A 13,031-nucleotide genomic window follows, 5' to 3' on the forward strand; every position below is an offset into this window, starting at 1 on the left:
TCAGTCCCTCCGCAGTTTCGCCATCACGTCGGTGATCGCCGAGGAGATCTCCCGCATCTGCCGCACGCTCTGGTCCTGGAGCCGCTCGATGGTGGCCTCCATCGCCGCCAGGTCCGGCATCGGCTCACCGGCGTCCTCGGACGCCTGCCCGGCGAGCGCGGCGTTGACCGCGTGGCGGACCTGCTCGGCCAGGTACTCGCTGCCGCCGCGCATCAGAGTCGGGTCGATGTACACCGACTCCACGCGCCCCTCGGCGTCCATCGCCACCCGCAGGAGCCCGTCGGCGGCCTCGCCGAGGGTCCCGACGCGCTCGGCGCCGGCGGCCGCGGCGGTGTTCTGGCGGGCCTCCCGCAATGAGGCGCGCGCCTCCATCAGCTGCTGTTCCATCGCGTTCTCACCGAACATGTCGCCCCTTTCCCGCCGTGACAGGTTACCGACGGGTCTCCACGTTCTCTCGACGCCGAGACAATCGTGCTCCACTGTGGATCCGGGCGTCCTGGCCGGTCAGCCCGCGCGCCGTCGGGTACCCACCCCTTGACGTGTTCACGACACGCTGTGGCCGGGCTCACCCGTCCGGCACCTCGCCGTGACCTCGCTGCCGCCTCGCCGCCCTTTCGTACGGTCGAACCGACCCGCACGGAGGAGTACGGCCATGGAACGGATCCGGATCACCGCCGAGGAGCTGCCGAAGCTCCTGGCGCGCCTGAGGGTGAGCGCGGGCTCACCCGACCGTTCCGTGACCGCCGTCCTCGACCTCGCCGGGACGCACGTCGAACTCGCCCACGCCCCACGGCGCGAGGACGACCTGGCGCGGCAGACCACCGCCGCGCTGGAGGCCGGACGCCACGGCTACCGCCGCGCCCGCGCCCTCCTGCTCGAACAGGCCGGGGACGCACCCGAACCCGCCCTCGACGGGGTCGCGGCCACCGCGACCTCACCCGACGGCGAGATCACCGTCCACCGCCGCGGCGCCCACGGCGTCGCCGTCGAGATCCGTCCCGGCGCGCTCGCCCGGCACGGGCGCGCCGGGGTGCAGACGAGCCTGAACGACGCCATCGGGGCCGCCGATGACCGCTTCGACCTGGAATGCCTCATCCGTTCGTCGGCCCGCCACTGACCTTCACCCGGGGACCGCCCGGTCCCTCTGGATCTCGCCGGAGGGACCGGGCATAGTGGACACCGCCACCATCCGCGGCGTCCCTGGGGTGAGATGCGATTCGATGTTCTGGGCCCTATGCGGGTCCACACCGGCGACACCACCGCGCACGTCGACGGCTCCAAGCAGCGCGCGCTGCTCGGCGCCCTCATCGCCCGCGCGGGCCGGGCGGTGTCCACCGACGCGCTGACCACCGCCCTGTGGGGCGACAGCCCGCCGGCGTCCCCGCGCAAGGCCATCACCTGGCACATCGGGCAGGTCCGGGAACTGCTCGACCGGCCCGACCGGCTCACCTGGCGCGGCGGCGGGTACGTCCTGTCGGCCGAACCCGGCGAGATCGACGCCGCCCGCTTCGAGGAACTGCGCACCGCCGGGCTGACCGCCCTGCGCGACGACGACCCGGCCACCGCCGCCGACCGCTTCGCCGAGGCCCTGGGACTGTGGCGCGGCGAGGCCTACGCCGACGTGCCCGAGCACGCCGTCCCCGACGGCGAGGCCACCCGCCTCGAAGGGCTGCGCCTGGACGTCCTCGCCCACCGCATCACCGCCGACCTCGACCTCGGCCGCCACGACGCCCTCGTCCCCGAACTGACCGGCCTCGTCGCCGCCCACCCCCTCGACGAGGGCTTCCGGGCGCGCCTCATGCTCGCCCTCTACCGCTCCGGGCGCCGCGCCGACGCCCTGGAGGTCTACCGCGAGGGCCGCCGCCTGCTGGTCAGCGAACTCGGCCTGGAACCCGGGCCCGAGCTGCGCGCGATGGAACAGACCGTGCTGGCCGGGGAGTCCGTCGCCGACGAGCCCGCCCGCACCACCGGCCCCGCCGAACTGCCCGCCGCGCCCCGCGCCTTCACCGGCCGCGAGGACGACATCGCCGGCCTCCTCGCCGTCTTCGACGACCCCGGCGCGGTCTGCGCCGTCGCCGGACCCGGCGGCATCGGCAAGTCCGCCCTCGCCCTGCACGTCGCCCACAAGCTCGCCCCGCGCTTCCCCGACGGGCAGCTCTACGTCAACCTGCACGGCACCACCCCCGACGTGAAGTCCCTCGCGCCCGAAGAGGTCCTCGGCCGCTTCCTGCGCTCCCTGCTCGGCGAGGCGCCCGCGGCCGCCCTGGACGTCGAGGAACTCGCCGGGCGCTTCCGCTCGGCCACCGCCGGGAAACGCCTGCTCATCGTCATCGACGACGCCCGCGACGCCGCCCAGGTCCGGCCCCTGCTGCCCGGCAGCCCCACCTGCGCCGTCATCGTCACCGGCCGCCGCCTGCTGTCCACCCTCGACGAGGCCGTCCTGCACCGGCTGGAGGTCCTGCCCGAACGCGAGAGCCTCGCCGTGCTCTCCCGCCTCGTCGGCGAGCGCCGCGTGGCCGCCGAACCCACCGCCGCCCGCGACATCACCCGCCACTGCGACGGGCTCCCGCTGGCCCTCATCGTCGCCGCCGCCCGCCTGCGCTCACGGCCCCGCGCCTCACTGGCCTCACTGGCCGTCCGGCTCGGCGCCGAGGACGCCCGCCTCGGCGAACTCGCCCTCGACGACCGCGCCGTACGCGCCAGCCTCGCCGTCAGCCACCGCGAACTGGCCGAGGAGGTCGACGGCGCCCGCGCCGCGCGCCTGTTCGGGCTGCTCGGCGTCGCCGACACCCCCGACCTGACCGTCCCCGTCGCCGCCGCGCTCGCCGACGTCGGCGACCCGGCCGCCGGAGAGCTGCTGGGCCGGCTGGTCGACGCGCAGCTGCTCGACGAGCACGACGAGCGCTTCCGCCTGCACGACCTGGTGCGCCTGTTCGCCAAGGAGCAGGGCGTGCCGCGCGAGGAGGCCGTGGACGCCTTCGAGCGCGTCCTGGGGCACTACGCCGGGTTCGCCCGGCGGATCCTGGGCGTCTTCGAGCCCTCGGCGACCTTCCGCCGCGAGTTCCGGGTGAGCGCCGCCGAGCGGCCCGGCCCGTCCCCGGCCGACCGCGAGGAGGCCCTGCGCTGGCTGCGGGCCGAGGTCGACAACCTGCACGCCGTCCTGCGGCAGGCGACCACGATGCCACCGGAGCGGGCCGCGCAGGCGGTGACGATCTCCTTCCTGGTCAAGCTCCCGCTGCACTATGCCAAGGCGTGGGGGGACATGCGCACCATCGCGCTCCAGGCCATCGCCGTCGCCGACGCCCTCGGCGATCCCGAACTGCGGCTCACCTCCCACCGCGACCTCGCCGAGATGCTGCTCCCGCTGAACCTCGTCGACGAGGCACTCGTCCACCTCGGCATCGCCCTGGAATCGGTGCGGCTCATGGACGAGCGCAGCGGCGAGGCCTCCATCCTGGGCATCACCGGCGCCGCCTACCGCCGCCTCGGCCGCTACCAGGAGGCCCTGGTCATGTTCGGGCAGGGCGTGGAGAAGGCCCGCGAGTACGGCCTGGCGCAAGTGGAGGCGGCGACCCTGGTCGAGATGGGCTTCCTGTACGCCAAACTCGACGACCGCGACGCCGCCCTCGACGCCCAGGAACGCGCCGCCGTCATCGCCGAAAGCCTCGGCAGCCCCCACGGGCAGGCCATCACCTCCGCGGCGATCGCCTCACTCCTCTACGACAAGAAACGCTTCCAGGAGTCGGCCGACCGCTTCCAGCACGCCATCGAAATGAACCGCGCCGCCGGGCAGGAGGACGTCGCCGTCGCCGCCGACTACACCTGGGGCCTGGCCGAAGCGCAGTACGCCATGGGACGCAAGGCGGAGGCACGGGTCAACTGGGACCTCTCGCTGGCGCTGCTCCAGCGGCTCGGGCTGATCACCGAGGAGGAGAAGGAACGCCTCGCGGGCGAGGAACTGCCGGAGCCGCCGCCGATCATCTCGATGCGGAGGACGTGAGGGGGTCTTCCCCCTAGGTGGGGGTCGCGGCCGTGGGTTGGCTGCGTCTCCGCTTGGTGCCCAAGGGGCTTCGCCCCCTGGACCCCCACCAGGGAACTCCGTCCCCTGGACCCCGGATCGAAAACCCTTCTCCCGAGTCGACGGTCGCGGTCACTTCCCCGTCCATCGGGTGCACGGTGGTCGCGCTGTCTTCGAGCACCCTTCGGCCATCGCCGAAGAGTTTCTCCGGTCTTCACCGCGTTCGTGAAGATTTCCACCGCCCGAAGGTCCACAAGAGACTGATCTTGCCCTATGGTCCCCTCATGGATCGCCGTCAGTTACTGCGCACCGCGCTCGCCGTCACCGCCGGCGCGGCAGGAGCCGCAGCACTCCCGTCCACGGCCTCGGCCGCCACCTCGACCATCGACCCGTCCCGCGACTTCGGCGCCTGGCAGGGCTGGGGCACCTCCCTGTGCTGGTGGGCCAACACCTTCGGCGACAACGACACCGTCGCCGACCTCTTCTTCAGCCGCAAAACCGTCCCCTATGGAGGGACGAACCTGCCCGGCCTCGGGCTGAACATCGTGCGCTACAACGCCGGTGGCAGCAACTGGGACCCGGCCGGGGGCGAGACCATGAAGGTCTCTCCGAACATCCCGCGCTTCAAGCAGATCCAGGGCTACTGGCGCGACTGGAACTCCGCCGACCCCGCCTCCGCCAGCTGGAACTGGTACGCCGACGCGCCCCAGCGCAACATGATGTGGAAGGCCCGCGACCGCGGCGCCGACACCTTCGAGCTGTTCTCCAACTCGCCCATGTGGTGGATGCTCTACAACCACAACCCGAGCGGCCCCGACGTCAAGGCCACCGAGAACCTGCAGAACTGGAACTACCGCCAGCACGCCGTCTACCTGGCCACCATCGCCCGCTACGCCCACGACCACTGGGGCGTCGACTTCACCTCCGTCGAGCCCTTCAATGAGCCCTCCGGCGACTGGTGGACCAGCCAGGGCACCCAGGAGGGCTGCTACGCCGCCCCGGGCGTCCAGCGGCAGGTCATCGACCACCTGCGCGCCGAACTCAACGCGCGCGACCTGTGGTGGATGAACGTCGCCGCCCCCGACGACGTCACCTTCGACGCCGCCACCTGGACCTGGGGCCAGTACCCCTCGGCCACGCGCGGCAACGTCGGGCGCATCAACGTCCACGGCTACCAGTACGGAAACGGCCGCCGCGACCTGCTGTACAACGCCGCCCAGGCGTCCGGGAAGCCCATCTGGATGTCGGAGTACGGCGAGGGCGACGCCACCGGCATGAGCCTGGCGTCCAACCTCAACCTCGACTTCCGCTGGCTGCACCCGCGCGCCTGGGTCTACTGGCAGGTCCTCGACTGGAGCGGCTGGGGCCTCATCCAGTGCGACGGCTCCACCGGCTGGCTCGGCCCGGTCAACACCAAGTACCACGTGCTCGCCCAGTACACCCGGCACATCCGCCCCGGCATGCGGATCATCGACTCCGGCGACGGCAACACCGTCGCCGCCCACGACCAGAACACCGGCAAACTCGTGGTCGTGGTGACCAACTACGGCACCGGCCAGTACCTCGACGTCGAACTCGGCAAGTTCGGCGTCCGCCCCGGCGAGGGCGCCCTCGTCCGTCGCTGGGCCACCGTCACCGGCGGCGCCGAACGCTACGGCTACCACGAGGACACCTACATCCGCGGCTCCCGCTTCTGGTCGTGGTTCGAACCCAACACCGTGCAGACCTTCGAGATCGACGGGGTCCGCAAGTAGCGCCGCGCGGAGCCGCCCACGCGGCTCCGCGCAGCCCTAATCTGGGTGTCCCGTTTTGGAGGAGCGCCCATGTCGATCGGCCGCAGCGTCCAGTCCGGCGTCTACCGCAACGGCGCCCTCGGCGTCCCCATGCCCGTCCCGCGTGCACCCGCCGCCCTGGAGGCCAAGGCGCGCAAGAGGATGAGCGCCCGCGCCTACGACTACGTGGCCGGATCCGCCGGGACCGAACGCACCGCCCACGCCAACACCGCCGCCTTCGCCCGCCGCGCGATCCTGCCCAGGATGCTGCGCGACGTCGGCGAACGCGACCTGTCGGTGGAGCTGTTCGGGCGCCGCCTGCCGCTGCCGCTCTACCTCTCGCCCGTCGGCGTCCTGGAACTCGCCCACCGCGGGGCCGACGTCGCCGCCGGACGCGCGGCGGCCTTCGCCGGGATCCCCATGGCCTTCTCCAGCCAGGCCTCGCGGCCCATGGAGGAGATCGCGGCGGCCATGGGGGAGGGCCCGCGCTGGTTCCAGCTCTACTGGAGCAGCGACGACGACGTCGTGCTCAGCTTCCTCGAACGCGCCGAGGCCAGCGGCTGTGAGGCCCTTCTGGTCACCCTCGACACCCACGTCCTGGGCTGGCGGCCACGCGACCTCGACCACGCCTTCCTGCCCTTCGCCCACGGCATGGGCATCGCCCAGTACACCTCCGACCCGGCCTTCATGCGCCTGGCCGCCGCGCGCCCGCCGTCGGCGGGCGCGAAACCCAAACCGACCCTCACCGCGATCCGCACGCTGCTGGCCATGACCCGCAGGCACCCCGGCGGCTTCTGGGCCAACCTGCGCTCACCGCTGCCCCGGGCGGCGGTGGAGACGTTCCTGGACGTCTTCTCCCGCTCCACGCTCACCTGGGCCGACCTGGCCTTCCTGCGCGAGCACACCCGGCTGCCGATCGTCCTGAAGGGACTGTGCGACGCCGAGGACGCCGCCCGCGCGCTGGACGCCGGGGTCGACGGGATCGTGGTCTCCAACCACGGCGGGCGCCAGATCGACGGCGCGGTCGCCGCGCTCGACGCGCTGCCCGGCGTCGCCGAGCGGGTGGCGGGACGGGTGCCGGTGCTCTTCGACAGCGGCGTCCGCACCGGCTCCGACGTGCTCAAGGCGCTCGCGCTGGGCGCGGTGGCGGTCGGGCTGGGGCGGCCCTACGTGTACGGGCTGGCCGTCGACGGTGAGGCGGGGGTCCGCGCGGTCATCGACCACGTGGCCGCCGAGCTGGACCTGAGCCTGGCCCTGGCGGGGCTGCGGGACCTGTCCGAAGTGGACGCCGGTCTGCTCAGCTCATACTCCGCTAGCTCATGACCCCGTTACGGAAGGCGAAGGTCACCGCCTGCGCCCGGTCGCGGACGCCGATCTTGGTGAACAGGTTGTTGATGTGCGTCTTGACCGTCGACTCGCTCACGTAGAGCCGCGCGGCGATCTCGGCGTTGGACAGGCCGTCCCCGATCAGCCGCAGCACCTCCCGCTCGCGTTCGGTGAGCGCGTCCAGGGCCTCGGCGCGTCCACTGGCGGGCGGGATCATCTCCAGCAGCCGCTTCTGGACGCCCGGGTCCAGCTCCGCCTCGCCACCGGCGACCCGCCGCAGCGCGCGCTCGATCTCGGGCGCCCCGGCGTCCTTGGTCAGGTAGCCGCGCGCACCGGCGCGCAGCGCGGCCAGCACCTCGGCGTCATCGGAGAACGTGGTCAGCACCACGACCTGGGTGCGCGGGTGGTCGCGGCGGATGCGCTCGGTGGCGCCCACGCCGTCCAGCACCGGCATCCGCAGGTCCATCAGGACCACGTCGGGGGAGTGGGCGGCGACGGCGGTCACGGCCTCCTCGCCGTCGGCGGCCTGGGCGACGACCTCGAAACCGTCGATGAGCCCGAGCATCAGGTCGAGCCCGTCACGGATCATCCGCTGGTCGTCGGCGATCACGATCCGGATCGGGGAATCGTCAGGCATATCCGGTACCCCTCTCCATCGGCTCCCGTGGTCAGCGCGCCACCGATCAGCGCCGCGCGCTCGCGCATACCCGCCAGACCATAGCCCCCGCCGGTGTTGCCCAGCACGGGACCGCCACCGGTCGGCGCACCATTGTGGACCTCGACCCGGTCGCGCTCGCCGCCGTAGGTCATGGTGACCGTGACGGGCGCGCCCGGCGCGTGCTTGCGGGCGTTGGTCAGTCCTTCTTGGACGATGCGCTCGAAGGTCAGCGACGCCTGCGGTCCCAGCGGCCGCGCCTGGCCGTCCTGCCGGTACGCGGCCCCGGCGGTCTCGGCCAGCTCGCGCAGGGTCTTGGGCAGGTCGCGCTCCTCGCCCCGTAGCGAGTGCACCGCACGGCGGGTCTCGGTGAGCCCGTCGCGGGCCAGCCGCTGCGCCGCCTCCACCGCCTTGGCCGCCCGCGCCAGCACCGGATCCTCCTGCGCGCCGGCCTTCTCCAGCGCCAGCCGCGCGCCCTCCAGCTGCACCGCCTGCGCGGAGAGGGTGTGGGCGAGGATGTCGTGGATCTCGCGGGCCAGCCGCTGCCGCTCGGCGTAGCGCTCGGCCTCCGCCGTCGCCTCCCTGGCCGCCTTCTCGCTGGCCAGCAGCCGCTCGGCGGTGTCGGCGCGGGCCCGCACCCCCGCCAGGATCAGGCCCAGGATGCCGAAACCGCCGCAGGCCGCCACGATCGGCGGGATCGTGGCCGGCCCACCGCGCAGGAGCCCCGCGCCGATGGTGGCCGACGCGATCACGCCCGCCGCCACGAAGCCCGGCAGCGGCGGCAGCCGCACCAGGCACACCGAGACCGCCAGGCCCGCCGCGAGCAGTCCGGGCGTCCCCGGGTCCAGCGCCACCATCGCCACACCGCTCGCGCCGATCAGCGCCAGTCCCGCCAGGCGCCACTTCCACTGCTCGGTCGTCGCCCGCAGCTCCACCGCCGCGCCGACCACGCACACCGCCAGCGCGCCCATGACCGCCGGGCGGTTCTCCGGGCTGGCCCAGCTGTAGGCGGCCAGGAACAGCACCGCCAGGGCGAAAATGCGGCCGACCGGCAGCGCCACGCGCCACCGGAGGCCGGTCGGGGAGGTCATGTGGGTCAGCCTGCCAGCGCCGGGCGGCGCTCGCCACGGCCGATCAGGCCGGCCCGCTTGGCGATGATCGCGTTCTGCGCCGCGAAGGTCAGGGCCACGAAGAAGAACGCCTCGCCGGGACCCTGCGCCACGCCGTAGCGCATCCCGATGAGCATCGTGGCGATCCGGACGGCGAAGGTCGCCAGCCACAGCACCGCCGTCAGCCAGTTGCCCTTCTGCATCGGGCCTTTGGGGCCCTGCTCCAGCCTGATGGTCGCCGCCCGGGCGACGGCGAGGCCGATCGCGGCCAACGACCCGGTCACCAGCAGCAGGACCGCCATCCCGCTGCCGAGCTCGGCGAGCCAGGAGCGGTCCAGGCCCACCGACAGGCCCGTGAAGACCACCGGGAGGATGATCAGCGCCTTGGGGGTGACCCGCTTGCGGCGCACCTGCATCGTGACGATGAAACCGAGGAAGGCCAGGCCGGCGGCGGCCGCGATGATTCCGGTCAACATTGCTCTCACCCTTTTCCGTTCTCCCACCGGCGTTTCCGGCGATGAGAGAACGGTATGAAAATCGGGGCGCCCGGCGGATCGGCGCGGGAATGGAACCCGGCGCTCCACCCACGGGTGGAGGCGGGGCGATGGGCGTCCACTTCGGAGGCGTCAGCCCAGTGTGAGGGGCAGTCCCATGCCCAGCAGCGCGCTGGCGCTCAGGCCGAACTGGCGGCGGAAGGTCTCGCCGAGCTGCGACAGGGTGGCACTGTGTTGCAAGGCGGATCAGCTCCGCCGCGCGCCGCGCACCCGGGTGCAGTGGCTCGGGCGCGGGCCCGGCGGCCAGCTCCAGCAGCCCACGAGCGTCCACACTGGACGCGGTGGCGGCCGCGATCAGCTCCCTCTCGCGGGCGTGCGAAGGAGTAGCGGCCCGGTCCCCACTGGACGGACCCGGTCAGCGCCGGGCTCACCATGATCAGAGACTGGACGCGTACCGGTTCCACGGCCGCAAGGAGACCTCCGTGCACGTCCTCTGCCTCGGCGACAGCATCACCCGCGCGCAGGTCAGCGCCGACTACCTGGCCATCCTGCGCGAACTCGTCCCCACCGCCCGCCTCACCCGCGCCGGAGTCAACGGCGACCTCGCCTGGAACGCCCTCCAGCGCCTCGATCCGCTGCTGGCCCTCCAGCCCGACGCCGTCACCGTCCTCATCGGCACCAACGACGTCCGCGCGAGCCTCGGCGGACCCACCGCCGAACGCCTCATCGCCGCCAAGAACCCGCCCGCCCCGCCCACCCGGGAACGCTTCGCCGAGCACCTGTCCACCATCGTCGAGCGCGTCACCCGCGAGACCACCGCCCGCCTCGCGCTGCTGTCCCCGACCGTCCTCGGCCAGGACCCCGACGCCCCGCAGGCCCGCGCCTCGGCCGACTACGCCACCGTCGTCCGCGATGTCGCCGCCGAGCACGGCGTCACCTACCTGCCCCTTCACGAGCGGCAACTGGCGCACCTGCGGGCCGCCGCGCCCCGGCGTCCGGCCTTTGTGGACACACCCGCCTACCGCAACCGCGCCCTCGCCCGGCACCTGCTGCTGCGCCAGAGCTGGGACGCCGTCTCACGTTCACGCGGACTGGAGCTCACCACCGACTTCGTGCACCAGAACGAGCGCGGCGCCCGCATGATCGCCGAGGAGATCGCCGGATTCCTAACCTGACACCCGATCCAGCCACGGCCGCAGCACCGGCAGCACCGCGCCGGGCTGCATCGCCCCGGTGTGGTCGAGCCCGTCGAGGACCGCCACCTCCCAGCCCGCGCCGGCCAGATCCTCGCGTGCGAAGGCCCCGGCGATGTCGACGACGGTGTTTCCCCAGCGCTCGCCGTAGGCGATGGTGTCGGCCGAGCCCGCGAAGCACAGGCGCGGGACCGTGACCTCGGCCCTCGTGTCGTCGAAGCCGCGCAGGGCCTCATAGAGCGTCACGAACTGCCGGGTCTGCGCCTCGCTGAGGCCGACCCCGACGCTGTCCCAGTCGCCGTCCCACTCGCCGCCGGACGACGGCCGCCCGGCCATCGCGTGCGTCGCCCGCGTCACCACCAGCATATCCGCGTACGGCCCGCCCAGTGGCGGGAAGCCGCCCATCGCCAGCGCCGTCAGCCGCCCGGTGCGCACCGCCAGCTGGAGCCCGGCCAGCGCCAGCCACGAGTAGCCGTAGTAGGCGAAGCGCCCGGCCCCGGCGGCGTCGGCGACGGCGAGCAGGTCGGCGGCGATCGCGTCCGGCGTGAGCGTGTCCGGCTTCGGGTGGGCCAGCACGTGGCCCTCGTAGTCGGCGGCGATGACGGTGAAGGCGTCGGAAAGGCCGTCGATCAGCGTCCGGCCGAGTGCTGGATCCACGCCCCACTTCCGCAGGGAATCGGCCTTCTCGCCTTCGACGGGAATGGGGTTCACCGGCAGCAGAATCGCCGGTCCGGTGCCCTGGACGTGGACGTCGATGGTGTTTCCGTCGTGGAGTTCGGCGCTGGTCATGACGGTTTCCTCTCGATCTCTTTATGCTGTAAGCTAACAGTAGCTTATGGCGTAAGGAGTTGAACAAGGTGAGTGTCATCCCAGGTCAGGGCGATGCCGAGCGGATCATCAGGCTGCTGTGGCGCACCGACGACGACGTCGTCCCCACCGCCCCCGGCCCCCGCCGCGCCCTGTCCGTCGGGCTCATCATCGAGGCCGCCGTCGCCGTCGCCGACGAGACCGGCATGGCCGGGCTGTCCATGCGCGCCGTCGGCGACCGCCTGGGCCGCACCTCCATGGCGCTCTACACCTACGTCGCCGACAAGGCCGAACTCGTCGACCTCATGTACGACCACGTCCACGCCGAACTCGGCCGCGACCGGCCCGCCGGGCCCTGGCGCGACCGCGTCCACACCTGGGCCGCCGACCTCACCGCCATGTACCTGCGCCACCCGTGGGTGCCCGAGGTCTCCTACGCCCGCGCCGTCCTCGGCCCCCACGAGCAGGCCGTCCTCGAAGACCTCCTCGCCGCCCTCGAACCCCTCGCGCTGCCCCCCGAGACCCTGCGCGGCGCCGCCGGATCCCTGCACCACCTCGTCCGCGGCTTCGCCCGCACCCTCGCCGACGCCGAACGCCTCGGCGAACCCGACACCGAGACCTGGCAGCGCCGCGCTGACGCCCTTGCGGCGTCCGCCCCCGACTTCGCCGAACGCTTCCCCCTGTCCGTGCGCCTCTCCCGGGCAACCGGCTGGGACCCCGACTGGCGCGCCCGCATCGAGGCCACCATGCGCACCGGCATCGACCTCCTCCTCGACGGACTGGCCTGACCCCGTTCGTTCACAAAGCGAACGCCGACGCGAATGGGCCGGTGAATCCCGGTGCCCCCATTCGCGTTGTTCGAAGGCGTTCGGGCTCGTGCGAGAACCCTTCTGGAATGGCCGGACCGGTCGCTAGAAATACGGCGAACCGATTCCCCCATTGGAGGACACCTTGCACATCCTCAAGCGCGTACTCATCGCCGCCGCCGCAACGGCGAGCGCCATCGCGGGCTTCATGGTCCCGTCCACCGCCGCCAACGCCGCCGACACCGCCCTCGGCACCGACGTCGGCAACATCGCCTACGACCAGTTCAGCAGCGACAGCGACGACGTCAAGAAGCGCCTCACCGAGCACGGCGCCAACTGCAACTTCTACACCGGATTCTGGGCCGACCCCGCCAACGACCGCTACGACAACAACCCCACCGGAACCTGCGGCTACTCCAGCAAGGGCTACGAGTACCGCAACGGCACCAAGTCCTGGGTGACCGTCAACTACCGCGCCCGCGCCTGGTGCGCCGACTTCGCCAAGTTCGCCTTTTACTGGGGCGGCGCGAAGTACACCGGCCTGAACGCCATGGCGTCCAGCTTCAAGTCCTACGGCCAGGCCAACGGCACCTGGCACGCCAAGGGCAGCTACGTCCCCAAGAAGGGCGACGCGGTCGTCTACGACTGGGAGGGCGACGGCGTCATCGACCACGTCGGCATCGTCACCTCGTTCTACGACACCAACACCGACGGCACCTTCAACTCCGTCGAGGGCAACCGCTCCAACATCGTCAACCACGTGATGAACACGTCGAACAAGGCCTCGTCCGTGGTCGGCTACGCCTCGCCGGCGCCGAAGTAGGACGGCTCGCTCGCACACCGCTGCCCGC

At 72.5% G+C, this 13,031-nt stretch carries 12 protein-coding genes; 7 read left to right on the top strand and 5 right to left on the bottom strand.

Features of this window, described 5'->3' with window-relative positions; all coding sequences use genetic code 11:
• Nucleotides 1–405, bottom strand: coding sequence for a YbaB/EbfC family nucleoid-associated protein (locus QSK10_RS21345; protein WP_285664686.1), 405 nt, complete (start codon nt 403–405; stop codon nt 1–3).
• 247 nt (nt 406–652) lie between these two features.
• On the opposite strand from QSK10_RS21345, the gene QSK10_RS21350 reads away from it, so the two are divergent.
• The 4 genes from QSK10_RS21350 (at nt 653) to QSK10_RS21365 (ending at nt 7,113) form a co-directional block, all read left to right on the top strand.
• On the top strand, nt 653–1,117 hold the full coding sequence (locus QSK10_RS21350; RefSeq protein ID WP_285664687.1) for a hypothetical protein: 465 nt from the start codon (nt 653–655) through the stop codon (nt 1,115–1,117).
• Between the two features lie 117 nt (nt 1,118–1,234).
• Nucleotides 1,235–4,000, top strand: a complete 2,766-nt coding sequence (locus tag QSK10_RS21355; RefSeq protein ID WP_285664688.1) for an AfsR/SARP family transcriptional regulator — start codon at nt 1,235–1,237, stop codon at nt 3,998–4,000.
• A gap of 302 nt (nt 4,001–4,302) precedes the next feature.
• Entirely contained in the window at nt 4,303–5,772 is a 1,470-nt protein-coding gene (locus QSK10_RS21360; RefSeq protein ID WP_285664689.1) for a glycoside hydrolase, read from the top strand.
• Nucleotides 5,773–5,841: 69 nt separating this feature from the next.
• The gene (locus QSK10_RS21365) at nt 5,842–7,113 is read left to right on the top strand and encodes an alpha-hydroxy-acid oxidizing protein (protein WP_285664690.1); all 1,272 of its coding nucleotides are present in this window, start codon (nt 5,842–5,844) and stop codon (nt 7,111–7,113) included.
• On the opposite strand, the gene QSK10_RS21370 is transcribed toward QSK10_RS21365, so the two are convergent.
• Genes QSK10_RS21370 through QSK10_RS21380 form a run of 3 tightly spaced genes read right to left on the bottom strand, consistent with a single transcriptional unit; the run spans nt 7,103 to nt 9,356 of the window.
• Nucleotides 7,103–7,753 (bottom strand): response regulator, encoded by a 651-nt coding sequence (locus QSK10_RS21370; RefSeq protein WP_285664691.1) that lies wholly within the window; start codon nt 7,751–7,753, stop codon nt 7,103–7,105. The two genes, QSK10_RS21365 and QSK10_RS21370, sit on opposite strands and share 11 nt — an antisense overlap.
• The gene (locus QSK10_RS21375; protein WP_285664692.1) at nt 7,723–8,862 is read right to left on the bottom strand and encodes a sensor histidine kinase; all 1,140 of its coding nucleotides are present in this window, start codon (nt 8,860–8,862) and stop codon (nt 7,723–7,725) included. Before QSK10_RS21375 ends, QSK10_RS21370 begins: the two co-directional genes overlap by 31 nt.
• Before the next feature lie 5 nt (nt 8,863–8,867).
• Nucleotides 8,868–9,356, bottom strand: coding sequence for a hypothetical protein (locus QSK10_RS21380; protein WP_285664693.1), 489 nt, complete (start codon nt 9,354–9,356; stop codon nt 8,868–8,870).
• 500 nt (nt 9,357–9,856) lie between these two features.
• On the opposite strand from QSK10_RS21380, the gene QSK10_RS21385 reads away from it, so the two are divergent.
• The gene (locus QSK10_RS21385; protein WP_285664694.1) at nt 9,857–10,549 is read left to right on the top strand and encodes an SGNH/GDSL hydrolase family protein; all 693 of its coding nucleotides are present in this window, start codon (nt 9,857–9,859) and stop codon (nt 10,547–10,549) included.
• On the opposite strand, the gene QSK10_RS21390 is transcribed toward QSK10_RS21385, so the two are convergent.
• Nucleotides 10,541–11,356, bottom strand: coding sequence for an alpha/beta fold hydrolase (locus QSK10_RS21390; protein ID WP_285664696.1), 816 nt, complete (start codon nt 11,354–11,356; stop codon nt 10,541–10,543). The genes QSK10_RS21385 and QSK10_RS21390 overlap by 9 nt on opposite strands.
• A gap of 68 nt (nt 11,357–11,424) precedes the next feature.
• Between QSK10_RS21390 and QSK10_RS21395 the strand changes: the two genes are divergently transcribed.
• A complete protein-coding gene (locus QSK10_RS21395) occupies nt 11,425–12,162 on the top strand; it encodes a TetR/AcrR family transcriptional regulator (protein ID WP_285664697.1) in 738 nt (245 codons plus the stop codon).
• Nucleotides 12,163–12,325: 163 nt separating this feature from the next.
• Nucleotides 12,326–13,003: a CHAP domain-containing protein gene (locus QSK10_RS21400; RefSeq protein WP_285664698.1), complete on the top strand. Its 678-nt coding sequence runs from the start codon at nt 12,326–12,328 to the stop codon at nt 13,001–13,003.
• Nucleotides 13,004–13,031 lie beyond the last annotated feature (28 nt).

Source organism: Actinorhabdospora filicis (genome assembly GCF_030269765.1).
GTDB lineage: Bacteria > Actinomycetota > Actinomycetes > Mycobacteriales > Micromonosporaceae > Actinorhabdospora > Actinorhabdospora filicis.

Coding starts and splice junctions, on each gene's coding strand:
- QSK10_RS21345 (WP_285664686.1), bottom strand. CDS start 405: ATGTTCGGTGAGAACGCGATGGAACAGCAGCTGATGGAGGCGCGCGCC.
- QSK10_RS21350 (WP_285664687.1), top strand. CDS start 653: ATGGAACGGATCCGGATCACCGCCGAGGAGCTGCCGAAGCTCCTGGCG.
- QSK10_RS21355 (WP_285664688.1), top strand. CDS start 1,235: ATGCGGGTCCACACCGGCGACACCACCGCGCACGTCGACGGCTCCAAG.
- QSK10_RS21360 (WP_285664689.1), top strand. CDS start 4,303: ATGGATCGCCGTCAGTTACTGCGCACCGCGCTCGCCGTCACCGCCGGC.
- QSK10_RS21365 (WP_285664690.1), top strand. CDS start 5,842: ATGTCGATCGGCCGCAGCGTCCAGTCCGGCGTCTACCGCAACGGCGCC.
- QSK10_RS21370 (WP_285664691.1), bottom strand. CDS start 7,753: ATGCCTGACGATTCCCCGATCCGGATCGTGATCGCCGACGACCAGCGG.
- QSK10_RS21375 (WP_285664692.1), bottom strand. CDS start 8,862: ATGACCTCCCCGACCGGCCTCCGGTGGCGCGTGGCGCTGCCGGTCGGC.
- QSK10_RS21380 (WP_285664693.1), bottom strand. CDS start 9,356: ATGTTGACCGGAATCATCGCGGCCGCCGCCGGCCTGGCCTTCCTCGGT.
- QSK10_RS21390 (WP_285664696.1), bottom strand. CDS start 11,356: ATGACCAGCGCCGAACTCCACGACGGAAACACCATCGACGTCCACGTC.